Origin of the sequence: Rhizobium sp. CB3090, assembly GCF_029714285.1 — a bacterium.
GTDB lineage: Bacteria > Pseudomonadota > Alphaproteobacteria > Rhizobiales > Rhizobiaceae > Rhizobium.
Genome location: NZ_CP121664.1, coordinates 394,603 through 409,179 on the forward strand (window position 1 = coordinate 394,603; position 14,577 = coordinate 409,179).

The following is a 14,577-nucleotide window of genomic DNA, read 5'->3' on the forward strand; positions in this document are numbered from 1 at the left end:
CTCCTCAACCAGGTGTCAACACGAAATCGAAGGTGGATTGCCACTGAGTTCGGCCGTTTGTTGCCGGCTCAAACGGTGCGATTAGCGACGTCTTGACGCCAAAGACAGTGTCGGAGCCGAGGTAGGGATCATCGCCGACAAAGGTATGAGTGACGAGCTTCTGAAAGCCCGCTGCCGTGACCAGGTAGTGCATGTGAGCAGGACGATATGGGTGGCGGCCGAGACGATTGAGCATCTGCCCGACCGGCCCGTCATCAGGAATAGGATAGGAAACCGGCTTGATGCCGATGAAGCTGTAAGACCCGTCAGCGCCGGTGGCGAAGATGCCGCGGTTGTTCCACTTCGGCTGGAATTCCGGCTGCTGCACATCGTAAAAGCCGTCGGCATTGTCCGACCAAACGTCGATCCGCGCACCTTCGACCGGTCTGCCGTCGAGGTCGATAACCCGCCCTTGATAGAGGCAGCTTTCCCCCTTGCCGTCCAGACTGATCGTGTCGCCCATCGATCGGATAGGTGCGCCGTCCACATGAAAGGGCCCGAAGACCGTATTCTCGGTCGCCCCGGGTGGGCGGCGATTGTTGATTGCATCGACGAGCATGGAAAAGCCGAGCGTATCGGAAAGCAGAATGAACTCTTGCCGTTCGCCGCTGCAAATCTGACCGGTCTTGGTCAGGAAGTCGATGCCGACCTGCCATTCCGCCTGCGTCAGGTTAATTTCCTTGGCGAAGGCATGCAGGTGCTTGACGAGGCACGCCATCACCTCCCGGATACGCGGGTCGGTGGTCTCGCCCATGCACCCATTGACGGCTTCCGCCGACCGTTCTTCGGTAAAATACTGGGTCATCTCGTTCCTCCGTTGTTCTGAGGTTTGCAATCGGCGGTGTGGTTCCGATTGACGGAAACTCGCCGACCGTCGCAAGGCCATGCAATGCGAGAGGCACTACTCAGGACGCCTCCCCTCCCAAGCCTGCTGCAGAAGTTCCCGGATCCCTGCCCGTTCGATCGGACGCGGGTTCCAATAGGGGCTCTCCACGGCGAGATCGGCCGCCCTGTCGAGATCGTTTTCGGCAAGTCCGATATCTTTCAGTGCGAGCGGCGCACCCAGCGTTACGGCAAAGTCGTATAATCCTCCGCCGATCGATCCATCGAACATCTCTGCCACCGGAGCCAACGCCGAAGCAGCGGCTGCAGCGTTGTAGGCGGCCGAATGTGGCAGTATGATCGCATGCGTTTCGGCATGCGGAAGGTTGAAGCTACCTCCCAGAGTGTGGCAAAGCTTGTGGTGCAAGGCCATCCCGACCTGGGCCAACACCGTGCCGCAAAGCCACGAACCGAACTGCGTTTCCTCACGCGTCATGAGGTTGCCGGGTTCGGCAAACACGCGCGGCAAGCCGTCCTTGAAGATCCGGATACCTGCGAGTGCCAGTTGATCCGAAAGCGGATTGCGATCCTGGGCGTATAGCGCCTCCACGGCATGCGCCATGGCATTGAGCCCACTGGTGACCGTCAGCTTGGCCGGCAATGTCACAACCAGCTCGGGATCGTAGAGAACGACCTCCGGCTGAACCTTGAGCGAGCGGAGGGTCTCCTTTACTCCGGCTATGGTCTGCCCCAGCACCGGTGTCGCCTCGGACCCGGCATAGGTCGTCGGCAGCACGATCTGTGGCAGATCCGTACGTAGCGCGATCGCCTTGGCCAGCCCGATTGTCGATCCACCGCCGATCGCGACAAGGCAGTCGGCGCCAGCCGCGACGCTAAGAGCTGTCTCGGTGACCTCCAAGGGCGTATGCATGGCGGCGCGGCTGAAAAGGGCGTGGGCAAGCGGCCCCAGAGCCTCGAGCAACATCTCGCCCAGCGATATTTGCTCGGGTGTCGTCAGGACCAGCGCCCGCGAGAGGCCGAGCCTCCGTAATTCCTCGCCGACTGCGTGGCGAAGCCCGGCACCGAGGCATATCCTGACCGGCGGATGCAGGGGGTCGAATCCGGCATAGAACGCTCTCATCGACTACACCGCCTTTTTCACGAAACCGGCGATCTGGCGGTAGCTTGCGGCCACCTCCTCAAGCTCGGCCGCGGAAATCAAATCTTCGATCCGATCCTCTGGCCCCTTGACGCGAGCAGCAGCGATGTCGAGGACCCGTTCTGGTCCGGATTTGCGGTTGTTCAAGACCACGTTGGTGGTGATTGGCCGCCGCAGCGCCTCATAGGCCAATAGCCCCTGCGGTCCGGGCCGTTCGGCCAGAGCATCGGCAAGCGCCCTTCCGTCCAGGATTGCCTGCGAGGCGCCGTTTGCTCCCATCGGGTACATGGGATGGGCAGCATCGCCGAGAAGTGTCACCCGTTCCTTCGTCCACCAAGGCAAGGGATCGCGATCGATCATCGGGTACTGGGTGATCTTCTGCGTGTTTTTCAAAAGGGTGGGAATATCGATATCGGGCATACGGAAGCCGAAATATTCGGAGATGAAATCCCGCTCGGCCTCCCGGGTCCAGTCGGCTTCTTCGGCAGCGCGCGGGTTGTCGTGACGAATCTCGGCAACCCAGTTGATCAGGGCTTCGCCCTTTCGGGCCGCTCGCCCGCTGATCGGATAGCAAACGAATTTGACATCATGGTCGCCGGCAATGAACATGGTCCGTCCATCGGCAAAGGGCGCCTGCACGTTGGCACCGCGCCACATCATGGTGCCTTCGTAGTGCGCCGGCCCTTCGCCGGGATGAAGCTGTTCGCGCACCTTCGAGCGGAAACCATCTGCACCAATCAGCAAATCACCGTCGCAGGACGACCCGTCCGCAAAGCTTACATGGACGCGATCGTCGTCCTGCGTGAAGCCGGCAACGGCCTTCCCGGTGATGACGGCGTCCTCGCCGAGGCGGGTACGAACAGTATCGAGCAGAAGAAACTGCAATTCGCCCCGATGGATCGAATATTGTGGATATTCAAATCCTGCTTCGACGCAGCGGGGGTCCGACTGGATCAGATGCCCGAAGCGGGTGCGATATTCAATGGCGCGAGTGCGGATCGCCATCTCGTCGAGTGCATCGCCGAGACCAACGCCAAATAGCACGCCGGAGGCATGCGGCATCACGTTGATGCCGACTCCCAGCGGCTGCAATGTATTGACAGCTTCAAAGATCTGAACCTCGAAGCCTTTTTCATGGAGGCAGAGTGCCGCAGCCAATCCGCCGATACCTGCGCCCGCTATAATGATCTTCATTGCGAATTCTCCCTAGACGGCATGGGTTTTTCTCGTTTCCCTTCCTCGAAGAGAACAGCGACGGCTTCATCGACGGCGATATCGATCAGATTGGGTCCCTCGCTGGAAAAAGCCTTGATCAGCGCCCGATCAAGTTCCTCCGGACGGATGACGCGTTCGGCCTCGCAACCGAAGCCGCGTGCGAGCGCGACGAAATCGATCCCCGGCAGGTCGATGCCTGGCGGACGTTCGCACTGCATGATCCGGCTGAAGAAGCGCATGGCCCCGTAACCGGAATTGTTCATCACCGCAAAAGTAACCGGCAGCTTTTGCTGGACGGCTGTCCAAATACCCTGGATCGAGTACATGGACGACCCGTCGCCGATCAGACAAACGATCCGCTGGCCGGGGCGAGCCAGGGCAACGCCGACAGAAGCCGGCAGGCTATATCCAAGGCCGCCGCTTGCCATCGTGTAAAAGCTGTCGGCACCGCGCATGGGGAAAAAGGCCTGCATGGCCGGCCGATGCGACGGCGCCTCCTCGACGACAATCGCATCGGGGGGCAATAGGTCCGAAAGGCGGCTAAGGGCAAAGCCGGGCGGCATGGGCGTCGCGGGCATCGGTGTGGGCGGCTCTTTCCGGGGCGCCGGCGGCTCTCGATCGGCGATGTCGGGCAAGGCTAGCAGGAGCTCGGAAAGGGACTTCGCCATCGCCCCGATCACGCTCTCGCCGACCGGCGCCGAAGCAGCCTCGAGGGGATCGTCGGTCAGGTGCCAAATCAGGGTCCCGTTTGCGAAGAGATCGCAATGACCTGCCACATGAAAGGTGAACACCGGAGCACCGAAAACGACGATGAGGTCGGCTCCACGCAATGCCTCGGCAAGAGCGCCGGGCGCAGCATGAAGAAAGCCGGCAAAAAGCGAGTGACGTTCGGGGAAGCTCGCTCGGCTCGACATCGGGCTTGCCCATACCGCCGCCTGTGCCCGTTCGGCAACCGCCACCATTTGATCGACCGACCCGCTGCGATCGACATCGGGTCCGATGACGAAAACGGGACGCTTGGCCTTTTCTATAGCCACAGCCAAGCGCGCGATCGCCGCCGCGTCGGGTGCGAACTCACCCGCAACGGCGCGAGGCGCGGGTGCGAAAGTTCTTTCCGTCCAGTCATCCGACGGGATCGACACGAAGGTCGGACCACGCGGATGTTGCATTGCGATGTGGAACGCCTTTGCGATTGCCGCCGGGACGTCTTCTGCCCTGGCCGGCTCAACGCTCCACTTCACATAGGGCTTGGGAAATTGAGCGGCTTCCTCCGCGTAGAGATAGGGTCGAAGAGGGAGGATGCTGCGCGCCTGCTGTCCGGCCGTTATCACAAGCGGCGTCTTGTTGCGAAACGCCGTGAACACGTTGCCGAGAGCGTGCCCGAGGCCGGCTGCCGAGTGCAGATTGACAAATGCCGGCCGTCCTGTCGCCTGGGCATAGCCGTCTGCCATGCCGACGACGCACCCCTCCTGCAGACCGAGGACATAGTCGATATCGTCCGGCCAGTCGTGGAGGAAGGCGAGCTCGGTGGATCCCGGATTGCCGAAGACGCGATCCACGCCGAAGGAACGCAAAACATCCAGCGTCGCCTCCCGGACTGTCTGAGTATGAGTTGTCATGTTTTGGATCTCTTAATATCGCGAAATCGCGGTGCCCTTAGAAAGGGTAATGCTGGGGCGCGGTCTCAATGGTGATCCAGCGCAGATCGGTAAACTCAGCAATACCGGCCTGCCCGCCGAAATGACCGAAACCAGACCCCTTCACGCCGCCGAATGGCATTTGGGCCTCGTCGTGCACGGTCGGACCGTTGATATGGCAGATTCCGGACTCAATGCGCTTGGCAACGGCAAGCGCCCGAGCCACATCGCGCCCGAACACGGCCGCGGACAGCCCATATTCACTGTGGTTTGCAAGTCGCACCGCGTCTTCGAGATTTGCAGCCCGGATGACCGAAACAACGGGACCAAAACTTTCCTCGCCATAAAGCCTCATCTCGTCGGTGACGTGATCGATGACGGTCGCCGGAACGACCGTCCCCGTACGCTCACCGCCGGCAACACGTTTGGCGCCCTTCCCGATCGCGTCCTCGATCAGATCGACGACGCGCAGCGCCGGAGCCTCGTCGACGAGCGATCCGATGACGACCGGCCCCGATCTGGGGTCGCCGGCAGGCAATGCCGATACTTTGGCGGCGAGCTTTTCGACGAAGCTGTCGGCCACGGCGGAATCGACAATGACCCGTTCCGTCGACATGCAGACCTGTCCCTGGTTGATGAAGGCGCCGAAGGCGACAGCAGCAACGGCTGCATCGAGATCCGCGTCATCGAGGACGATAAGCGGCGCCTTGCCGCCAAGTTCGAGCACAGCCGGCTTCAGGTGTCTGCCAGCAAGTTCGCCAATGATCCGTCCGACGCGAGTGGAGCCGGTAAAGTTGATACGTTTCACGGCCGGATTCGCGATCATACGCTCGACGATGGCGGCGGCATCTTCCGGCGCATTCGTGACGACGTTGACGACGCCTGCCGGAAAACCGGCCTTGCGGAAGACGTCTCCGATCAGGCGGTGTGTACCCGGGCAGATTTCCGAGGCTTTCAGGACAACGGTGTTGCCGCAGGCAAGCGGCGTCGCAACCGCACGCACGCCAAGAATGATCGGAGCATTCCAGGGAGCGATCCCCAGGCACACGCCCGCCGGCTGGCGCACTGACATGGCAATGCAGCCGGGCTTGTCGGAAGGAATTACTTCGCCCGTGATCTGGGTGGTGAGCGAAGCCGCTTCGCGCAGCATTCCGCTGGCCAGCTTCACGTTGAAGGAAGCCCAAACCTCCGTCGTGCCGATCTCCTTGATCATCGTGCGTACGAATTCGTCGCGCATGCCTTCGAAGACGTCGGCTGCCTTCAGGAGATACCGGCGTCGTTCATTCGGCCCGAGTTCCGACCAGCTTGCGAAGGCGGCGCCGGCAGCGGCGATGGCTGCGTCCGAATCTTCCAGCGTGGCGGCAGGCGCCCTCGTTGCGATTTCCTTCGACAGCGGATCCATGCGGTCGAAGGTCTTCCCATTGCTCGCGGGGACTTCGCGGTCTCCGATCAGAAGATTTATATTCATGGGTATCTCTCTCAGTGGTGGTTCAGGTTGTCAGTTGGAAAGTGGCTCGTCCTTGGTCTCGCGAACGAAACGCAAGGCAATAACGGCCGCGGCGGCCATGACGAGGTAGTAACAGACGATTGAAAGCGTCGTGCCGGTTGCCGCATAAAGTGCAGTGGCGATCAGGGGTGCAAGGCCGCCGCCAAGTACGGTGCCGAGTTGTTTGCCGATCGAAACGCCGCTGAAACGGACGCGCGTTGGAAACAATTCCGGAAAATAGCTGCCCTCAGTGCTAAACATCAGCGGATGAAGCAGCCCGGCAGCCACGATCACCGCGCCCATGACCATCGCGCTATCGCGCGTGGCAAGCAGATCGTAGAAGAACATGATCGAAACAGCGGCAAGGATGAGACCTGCAAGAAAAAGCCGCTTGCGTCCTATGCGGTCCGACCACGCTCCGATGATGGGCATCGCAATCAGCGCCACGATATTTGCATAAAGGACGGCCTGCGTGACCACGTCCTTGGGCACGCCGAGTTGCCGGGTGGCGAAGGACAGCGTGAAAATGGCGGTCAGATAGAAGTACGACGTTTGGGCCATTTCCGCAAAGAGGATGGCCAGAATTGGCCGCGGATGGCTCCTGATCGCCTCGAGAGCGGGTACCGTCGGCGTGTGAGAGGATTGACGCACCGTTTGGCGAAAAGTCGCGCTCTCTTCGACGCGAAGCCGCATGTAGAGCCCGATTGCGACGAGGATCCCGCTGACGATGAAAGGAATCCTCCAGCCCCAGGACAACAGGGCCTCTTCAGGTAAGGTCGCCATCGCCATGGCTGCAAGCGACGCCAGCACGACGCCGAGTGGTCCCGCCGCCTGAATGATTGCCGCCGACAGACCGCGCTTGTCGCCGGGCGCCGTTTCGATTGCCATCAACCCGGCAGCAGTCGATTCGCCGCCGAGTGCGAAACCTTGAAGAAAGCGCAGGATAAGCAGAGCCGCGGTTGCGAGAATGCCGACGCTCTCGTAAGTCGGCAAAAGGCCGATGGCCATGGTCGCCAAACCCATGATCAGGAGCGTGCAAAGCAGGACAGATTTCCGGCCAATGCGATCGCCGAAATGCCCGAACACCAATCCGCCAAGCGGACGGGCGAGAAATCCGACGGCGAAGGTGGCGAATACCGCCATCGTGGCTGTCAACTGATCGAACTTTGGAAAAAACAGTCGGTCGAACACAAGCGGTGCGATCAGGCCGTAGATGAAGAAATCATACCACTCGATCGTCGTTCCAATGGTTCCGGCGACCAGGATGCGGTTGCGATCGCGAGCGCTCTGAGCACCTTCGGTCGCTGCGACTGCCTCTATAGAATAGTTCAAATTGTCTGTAGACACCGGTTCCTCCCGATTTGATTCCGACCGTCGCGATCGCAAGATTGCGGCCGCGACCAACCGAGCCGGCAGCGCGCCGCCGGTCTGGTCTTAAAGCTTAGAGGTGTTGGCTTCCTGCCGCTCCTAAGGCGTCCTATGGGACCGTCTCGAACGCTCTGCCCGATGCGATAATGCGTGCAGATTGTCGAAGCCGTCTCGCCGCCATGAGATTGACCGCCCGTCTTTTCGCAGCGCCTAAAGCCCGCCCGAAACACGCCTGTCAATGGATTGCATAGCTGGTTTCCTCCGCTTGATCAGAGGCTCACGGTCTGTGTCTCCCGTCTCGCCGTCAGCCCTTGATTTTTCTCAATTTGCTTTTGACTATTGTAATTCTCAATGCACTGAGCTGACTATAAATGTCACTTTTTCAAACAGGAGCCGCGATGGCTGAACCGCAACTGGACCGCGAGCGCTACGTACTCGGCGATGCATCGCAGCACGTGGGCTTCCTGAACTGCGAACGGATTTCCGAACGCAGCCACATTCATGGTTGGCACGTCGACTCCCACTATCACGAGGGCCTAGCGCAGCTTTTTTTCTTTGCGGACGGCGAGATACTCGGTCAGCTCGATTTCGAAGGAGTACGGATCAAGGCGCCGGCCCTAATCTGGATGCCGGCCCTCGTCAGTCACGGCTTCGACTATCCCGAGAATACGCTTGGATGGGTTATCACGCTGCCGAGTGTGAATCTGGCCCGCCTCGCACATGGAATGCCATGGATCGACACGTGGCTGTCCCGGCCTGCGGCGATATTCGGCGAGGACTCCCGAGATGGTCTCGCGCAGCTTCGCCCGGTTTTCGAGGAGATCGAGGCCGAGCATGGGCTATGGGGGGAGGAGAGAAGCGCGATCCTCGAGGCGTTGTTCCGCATCCTTCTTATTCGATTCCATCGCATGTTGCGCGACGCCCGGTCGCGTGAAACGCGTTCGCGTATTCCGCACCTTGCCCTCGTCAGCGAATTCGAGGCGCTTGTGGATCGCGATCATCTCAAAAACCGGACGGTCAGCGATTATGCCGCCGAATTGTCGGTGACTTCGACATATCTGACGCGATGCGTGAAGGCGGCAACCGGGCGCACCGCCGGGGAGATAATTCACGATCGACTGGTGCTTGAAGCGCGCAGGCTGATCGTCTTTACCGAGCTTTCAATCGCGGAAATTGCCTACAAGCTTCATTTTTCGACACCATCCTATTTTACCCGGTTCTTCACGCAGCTTACAGGTGAAAAGCCGACGACGTTCCGAAGTCGCATGAGGGCCAATAGAAGCTAGTAAGGGATTGGCGTGGAAGCGGGCGCTCGCACCCGCCGAATGAGAGCATGGGAATTGCCGCCGGCCATCCCCAAGTAAAAGCGCCAGCGATCCATACCGCCCCTCATTGCACGGGTGTGCAACGACCGTCAGCGATTGTCGCGCGATTTGTGGTTCGGATCGAGCCGCAGCGTGTGCTTAGGATGGATCCCGCCGTGGGAAACGCGCGCGGAGTGCCTTTGCTTCATCGATTTTGCAGTGTAGGCACTTCGGTTCCAGCGCTCCATAACGCTCACGTCAAAGAAAAAAACTGCGCGCTAAGGACCCGCCCCGCCGGTGGCGCCGGCGATGCCATCCGATGCAAAGGGGCTTAGCGTTGCCGATCAGGGGCGAAGGTTCTTTTCGTCGAGATCGATTGCAATCTCCCTTTCCGTCTCGGCGGCGTTCCGCCTAACGCTGAAATGGTAAGTTCCGGCTTCCAGCCGCCAGCACTTGGCATCCGTGTTAAATCGGCTGATCAACCGAGGATCGACGGTCATTTCCGTCGTGCCTGTTTCCCCGGGAGCAAGCTCCAGCTTTGCAAACCCGACAAGCCTCGAGACGAAACCGGTAGGCGCGTCGAAACGGGCATAGAGTTGCACGACCTCCGCGCCGACGCGCGGCCCCTCGTTCGTGACGGACACGATCGCCTGCAATTGGCCACCGGCCTCCCGCAGCACAAGATCGCCATATGAAAAGCGCGTGTAGGAAAGACCATAGCCGAACGGCAAGAGCGGTATCAGCTTTTCGCGCTCGAACCAACGATAGCCCACATCCGCTCCTTCGATATCGTAAGAAACGTGAACGATGTTGCCGTCGACAGGTACGCCGGGATTGGACACCACTGAAGCCGGATCGATTTGGCCCGGGCGCGGAAGCTGATCCAAGGAGGCGGGGAATGTAACGGGTAGCCGGCCGGAAGGATTGACATGGCCAAAGAGAACACGAGCGATGGCCTCGCCCCCGCCGTTTCCGGAGAAGAATGACAGCACGACCGCCGCCACACGGTCGAACCATGGCATTAAGACAGGGCCGCCCGTCTCGAGCACAACGATCGTGGCGGGGTTGGCCCCTGCCAGCGCGTCGATCAGCACGTCCTGACCGTCCGGCAGGTCCAGGTTAGGAGCATCCATTCCTTCCGTGCGCCAAGCACCGGCAAAAACGATCACCGCGTCGGCCCCGCGCGCCGCTTTCGCCGCCGCATCGATATCCTCGCCGTCGAGATACACGATGTCTTCAGCTGCCGCCGCCATTTTGATCGCGTGCAGGGGCGAAGATGGATGATAAACTTTCGGGATTTGCAGTCCGACAAAGGAAACCCCAGGGAGCTTGACGCTTCCTGTCGGGGTGACAGAGGAGGACCCCCCGCCAGAAAGCACCCCGAGATCGGCATGTCGGCCGACCACCAGCAGACGCCTCTTGCCCTTAGCAATAGGCAGGGCGGCGTTTTCGTTGCGCAAGAGGACGATCCCCGCCTCTGCGGCGCGCTGTGCGATTTTGCGATGGCCATCGTAATCAATGGACCCTCCCCGCACTGCCGGCCGATCGACAGCCCCGATCGCAAAAAGACTGCGAAGTTGGCGGCGCAAAGAATCGTTAATTCGCTCCCCCGGCACATCGCCCCGCTCGACTGCGGCCCGCAGCGCTGCGCCAAAGAAATTCTCAGTATCGAGATTGGCCCCTGATTGCACGTCAAGTCCGGCGCGAATGGCCTTTTCCGTCGAATGTGTCGCACCCCAGTCGGACATAACCCAGCCGGGGAAACCCCACTCGCCCTTGAGCACCGTGTTGAGAAGGAACCCGTTCTCGGATGCATATTCGCCGTTGACGAGGTTGTAACCGGGCATGACGGAGCCAGGGCTGCCGATTTCGATGGCAATCTGAAAGGCCAGCAGATCAGATTCACGAAGCGCCGCCTCCTCTATGTCGGCGCTCAGCATCACGCGGCCGGTTTCTTCGGCATTCAGCACGAAGTGCTTCACCGTAGAAACCACTGATTGCGACTGGATCCCTGCGATAGAGTTTCCGGCGATGACGCCGGTGAGCAGCGGATCCTCCGATACATTTTCGAAATTTCGCCCGGCTCGCGGTTCGCGCACGAGATTCGCACCGCCAGCCAGAATAACGTTGAAGCCCTTGGCATGTGCTTCACTGCCGATGAGCGCTCCTGTCTCGAAGGCGATCGCGGGATCGAAACTGGCCCCCAAAAGCAGCGAAGAGGGCAATGCCGTGGCCGTGTCTCCCGGCCGCACGTCATTGAGATTGCCAATGCCAAGCGTCGCATCCGTCTCCTGCCGCGCCGGAATGCCCAGCCGTTCGATGGCAGGAAAGAAGCCGGCCGACCCGAGGGCGCCCTCCGGTTTTTCGAATTTTCCGAAAGGGACGGCCATAGGACCGTACAACCAGGAGAACTTCTCGTCATCTGTCATCGTCTCCACTACCATCGCCGCACGGACATCTGGCGAAAGAGACGTATCCAGCCAGGACCACTTTGCATCCTCTTCCATGCTGTCGATTCCGCGTGGCGGATATGGCAACTTCATCGCAATTCCCTTCAAATGCAGACGCTCGGGCGACTTAGTATGCCGCCTAGGCGGCCGTAGGTCTGCCCTTCAATCCCTGACCGAATTCCGGCCCTGCTTTCGCAAGCCTCAATTCGGCATCTGTGTCGGCTTCCCAATCCTTGCGCCTGTCTCCTTGCAGAATAGCGACATGGCGCTGAGGTCAACTCCGATCTCGAGCTTCTGGCCTGGTCTTGGCAAGTCGGACATGCTGGAGCGAACTGACATTTTCTTTCCGCCGACCTCCAACCAGAAGAGCCCTTCTGGCCCCATTTCTTCCGTCATCGTCACCGTGCCCGCGACGCCGCTTCCATTGCGGAGAAACTGTTCAGGGCGTATGCCGAGAACCACTTCCCGCTGCGCGTAGCGCGCCGGAAGCGACAGGCTAAAACCGCCACCTACGAAATCCGATGTGCCTGAGGCATTGGTTCGCAGATCGCCCTCGATGAAGTTCATTGCCGGCGAGCCGACGAATCCTGCAACGAAGAGGTTTGCAGGACGTGCATAGATCTCGCTCGGCGTCGCCAATTGCTGGATCTTCCCGTCTTTCATCACCGCGATGCGGGTCGAAAGTGTCATTGCTTCGATCTGATCGTGGGTCACATAAACCATGGTCGTCCCAAGTTCGGAATGGAGACGCTTAATTTCGTAGCGAAGCTCGTTGCGTAGCTTGGCGTCGAGATTGGAGAGAGGCTCATCGAACAGGTAGATATCGGCGCTGCGGGCCAAGGCGCGGCCGATCGCGACGCGCTGGCGCTGACCGCCGGACAATTGCGAGGGCTTGCGGTCGAGGAGCTGCGTGATCTGCAGGAACGCCGCGACCTCATTGACTTTGCGCGCCTGTTCGGCCGCGTTCGCGCCGGCCATCTTAAGTCCAAAGCTGATGTTCTTGCGCACCGACATCGTTGGATAGAGGGCGTAGGACTGGAACACCATGCCGATACCCCGGCTCTTGGGCTCGGCTCGGGTCACGTCCCGCTCCCCGATATGGATCGTGCCGCCTGTGACTTTTGCAAGGCCAGCGATGGCAGAGAGGAGCGTCGACTTACCGCAGCCCGACGGACCGAGCAGGACGAGGAATTCGCCACGTTCAATTTCGATATCGAGATGCTCCACGATCTTGTGCGCGCCGTAGGAGATCTCCAGATCCTTCACTGAGACATTCTTTGTCATCGCTTCAGCCTTTCACGGCGCCGGCCGCAATGCCGCGCACAAAGTATTTGCCTGACATGAGATACACGACAAGTGGAACCAGTGAGGTCAGTATTGTCGCCGCCATGTTGACGTTGTATTCGCGCTCGCCGGTCGTGGAATTGACGATGTTGTTAAGCTGAACAGTCATCGGCACGCCCTCGCCGCTGCCGAAGACGAGACCGAACAGAAAGTCGTTCCAGATCCCCGTAACCTGCATGATGACCGCGACGATGATTATTGGCGTGCTCAGGGGCAGCATCACCTGGAAGAAGATCGCCAGGAACCCCGCCCCGTCGACGCGTGCGGCATTGAAGAGTTCGACCGGCAGTGAGCTGAAATAATTGCGGAAGAGCATCGTCATGATCGGCATCCCGAAGATCGTGTGCACGAAAACCAAACCACTCAACGTCTTGAACAAGCCGGTGGCCGCCAGCATCTTTGTCAGTGGATAGATGAAGACTTGGTAGGGGACAAAGGCACCCACCAGCAAGGCGCAGAACAGCCAAACGCCACCCCGAGGATTCCAGAAGACCAGGGCGTAGCCGTTCAGGGCGCCAACAAAGATCGAAACCAGCACGGATGGAAGCACGATGTTGACGGAATTCCGGAATCCGACCTGAATGCCGTCGCAGGCAAGGCCTGTGCAAGCCGTTGTCCAAGCTTTGCGCCAGGCATCGAGAGATGGTGCGTGCGGCAAGGCAAAGAGATTGCCGTCCCGGATTTCAGGCATTGTCTTCAGGGACGTGACCACCATTACATAAAGGGGCAGCAGATAGAACGCGGCGGCCGCAATGAGTACCGCATAGATTCCGAGACGCCCCCAGGAAAAGGTAGAGTCTTCGCTCATTCAGTGCCTCGATTCCTGTTTGAAATATTGGGAGTGGAGGTAAGGGATCAGCAGTATCAGCACGATGAGGAGCATGATCGTGGATCCCGCCATCGCCAGGCCGATGTTTTGCCGCTGGAATAGGAAGTCCATGATGAACTTCGCCGGGACGTCCGTGGCGATGCCCGGCCCGCCCTGGGTCATCGCGACCACGACATCATAAGCCTTGACCACGCCGATCGCGAGGAGGACTACGGCCGTCGCGATCGTCGGCCTCAGGATTGGAAGCACGATCGACCAGTAGACCCGCCATGTCGGAATTCCGTCAATTTTTGCTGCCTTCCACAATTCCGTGTCGACCCCTCGCAACCCGGCTAGCATGACCACCATAATAAGCCCGGAACCCTGCCAGAAAGCCGCGATGGCGACCGCGAAGATTGCCAGGCTCTGGTCCGTGATCCAGGAGAAAGTGAAATCGGACCATCCAAGCGAGCGCATTGCTTGCTGGATCCCGAAACCGGGGTTGAGGATCCATTGCCACACAAGGCCGGTGACGATGAAGGAGAGCGCGTAAGGGAACAGGAAGATCGAGCGAAGGACCCCCTCGCCACGCACTTTCTGGTCCAAGAAGACGGCAAGCAGAAAACCCGCGACCAGGCAGGAGACCATGAAGGCCGCCCCGAAAAAGGCGATGTTTCTGAGCGCGAACAGCCAACGTGCCTCAGAAAAGAGACGCTGGTACTGTGCAAACCCTACGAAATTAGCCACGGGCAGCATTTTTGAACCGGTGAACGAAATGCCAATCGACCATGCCATGGTGCCTAGATAAAAGACGACCACCACGACGAAGAGAGGCACGAGTGCTAGATAGGGGGCGAGAGCACTGCGCCAGTGCTCGTCAGATTGCTTGCTAGAAACCATGTCGATCCTCCAAACTGGATGGGCTGAGGCCGGCTTGCGCCGGCC

General features: G+C 59.9%; 11 protein-coding genes. 1 reads left to right on the forward strand and 10 read right to left on the reverse strand.

What is annotated here, in order from left to right; genetic code table 11:
• Positions 1 to 4: 4 nt before the first annotated feature.
• From QA646_RS28690 to QA646_RS28715, 6 genes are all read right to left on the reverse strand, one after another.
• On the reverse strand, positions 5 to 844 hold the full coding sequence (locus QA646_RS28690) for a dioxygenase (RefSeq protein WP_283060682.1): 840 nt from the start codon (positions 842 to 844) through the stop codon (positions 5 to 7).
• A 96-nt stretch (positions 845 to 940) separates the two neighbouring features.
• The gene (locus QA646_RS28695; protein ID WP_283060683.1) at positions 941 to 2,002 is read right to left on the reverse strand and encodes a maleylacetate reductase; all 1,062 of its coding nucleotides are present in this window, start codon (positions 2,000 to 2,002) and stop codon (positions 941 to 943) included.
• 3 nt (positions 2,003 to 2,005) lie between these two features.
• Positions 2,006 to 3,214: a flavin-dependent oxidoreductase gene (locus tag QA646_RS28700; protein ID WP_283060684.1), complete on the reverse strand. Its 1,209-nt coding sequence runs from the start codon at positions 3,212 to 3,214 to the stop codon at positions 2,006 to 2,008.
• The gene (gene mdlC / locus QA646_RS28705; RefSeq protein WP_283060685.1) at positions 3,211 to 4,854 is read right to left on the reverse strand and encodes a benzoylformate decarboxylase; all 1,644 of its coding nucleotides are present in this window, start codon (positions 4,852 to 4,854) and stop codon (positions 3,211 to 3,213) included. Before mdlC ends, QA646_RS28700 begins: the two co-directional genes overlap by 4 nt.
• Before the next feature lie 37 nt (positions 4,855 to 4,891).
• Complete coding sequence (locus QA646_RS28710) at positions 4,892 to 6,340, reverse strand: aldehyde dehydrogenase (RefSeq protein ID WP_283060686.1); 1,449 nt, start codon at positions 6,338 to 6,340, stop codon at positions 4,892 to 4,894.
• Between the two features lie 30 nt (positions 6,341 to 6,370).
• Positions 6,371 to 7,705: an MFS transporter gene (locus tag QA646_RS28715; protein WP_283060687.1), complete on the reverse strand. Its 1,335-nt coding sequence runs from the start codon at positions 7,703 to 7,705 to the stop codon at positions 6,371 to 6,373.
• 419 nt (positions 7,706 to 8,124) lie between these two features.
• Between QA646_RS28715 and QA646_RS28720 the strand changes: the two genes are divergently transcribed.
• On the forward strand, positions 8,125 to 9,012 hold the full coding sequence (locus QA646_RS28720) for an AraC family transcriptional regulator (RefSeq protein ID WP_283060688.1): 888 nt from the start codon (positions 8,125 to 8,127) through the stop codon (positions 9,010 to 9,012).
• 362 nt (positions 9,013 to 9,374) lie between these two features.
• Here QA646_RS28720 and QA646_RS28725 read toward each other — a convergent pair whose 3' ends face one another.
• The 4 genes from QA646_RS28725 to QA646_RS28740 all read right to left on the reverse strand — a co-directional run bounded on the left by QA646_RS28725 (position 9,375) and on the right by QA646_RS28740 (position 14,532).
• Positions 9,375 to 11,573, reverse strand: a complete 2,199-nt coding sequence (locus tag QA646_RS28725; protein WP_283060689.1) for a glycoside hydrolase family 3 protein — start codon at positions 11,571 to 11,573, stop codon at positions 9,375 to 9,377.
• 108 nt (positions 11,574 to 11,681) lie between these two features.
• On the reverse strand, positions 11,682 to 12,764 hold the full coding sequence (locus tag QA646_RS28730; protein WP_283060690.1) for an ABC transporter ATP-binding protein: 1,083 nt from the start codon (positions 12,762 to 12,764) through the stop codon (positions 11,682 to 11,684).
• A gap of 4 nt (positions 12,765 to 12,768) precedes the next feature.
• Positions 12,769 to 13,632 carry a carbohydrate ABC transporter permease gene (locus QA646_RS28735; RefSeq protein ID WP_283060691.1) on the reverse strand — a complete coding sequence of 288 codons (864 nt, stop codon included), beginning with the start codon at positions 13,630 to 13,632 and terminating at the stop codon, positions 12,769 to 12,771.
• Positions 13,633 to 14,532 carry a sugar ABC transporter permease gene (locus QA646_RS28740; protein ID WP_283060692.1) on the reverse strand — a complete coding sequence of 300 codons (900 nt, stop codon included), beginning with the start codon at positions 14,530 to 14,532 and terminating at the stop codon, positions 13,633 to 13,635. It abuts the gene before it with no gap.
• Positions 14,533 to 14,577: the final 45 nt, after the last annotated feature.

Excerpts from the sequence above, each read along its gene's own strand:
- QA646_RS28690 (WP_283060682.1), bottom strand. The coding sequence starts at position 844 with ATGACCCAGTATTTTACCGAAGAACGGTCGGCGGAAGCCGTCAATGGG.
- QA646_RS28695 (WP_283060683.1), bottom strand. The coding sequence starts at position 2,002 with ATGAGAGCGTTCTATGCCGGATTCGACCCCCTGCATCCGCCGGTCAGG.
- QA646_RS28700 (WP_283060684.1), bottom strand. The coding sequence starts at position 3,214 with ATGAAGATCATTATAGCGGGCGCAGGTATCGGCGGATTGGCTGCGGCA.
- mdlC (WP_283060685.1), bottom strand. The coding sequence starts at position 4,854 with ATGACAACTCATACTCAGACAGTCCGGGAGGCGACGCTGGATGTTTTG.
- QA646_RS28710 (WP_283060686.1), bottom strand. The coding sequence starts at position 6,340 with ATGAATATAAATCTTCTGATCGGAGACCGCGAAGTCCCCGCGAGCAAT.
- QA646_RS28720 (WP_283060688.1), top strand. The coding sequence starts at position 8,125 with ATGGCTGAACCGCAACTGGACCGCGAGCGCTACGTACTCGGCGATGCA.
- QA646_RS28725 (WP_283060689.1), bottom strand. The coding sequence starts at position 11,573 with ATGAAGTTGCCATATCCGCCACGCGGAATCGACAGCATGGAAGAGGAT.
- QA646_RS28730 (WP_283060690.1), bottom strand. The coding sequence starts at position 12,764 with ATGACAAAGAATGTCTCAGTGAAGGATCTGGAGATCTCCTACGGCGCG.
- QA646_RS28735 (WP_283060691.1), bottom strand. The coding sequence starts at position 13,632 with ATGAGCGAAGACTCTACCTTTTCCTGGGGGCGTCTCGGAATCTATGCG.
- QA646_RS28740 (WP_283060692.1), bottom strand. The coding sequence starts at position 14,532 with ATGGTTTCTAGCAAGCAATCTGACGAGCACTGGCGCAGTGCTCTCGCC.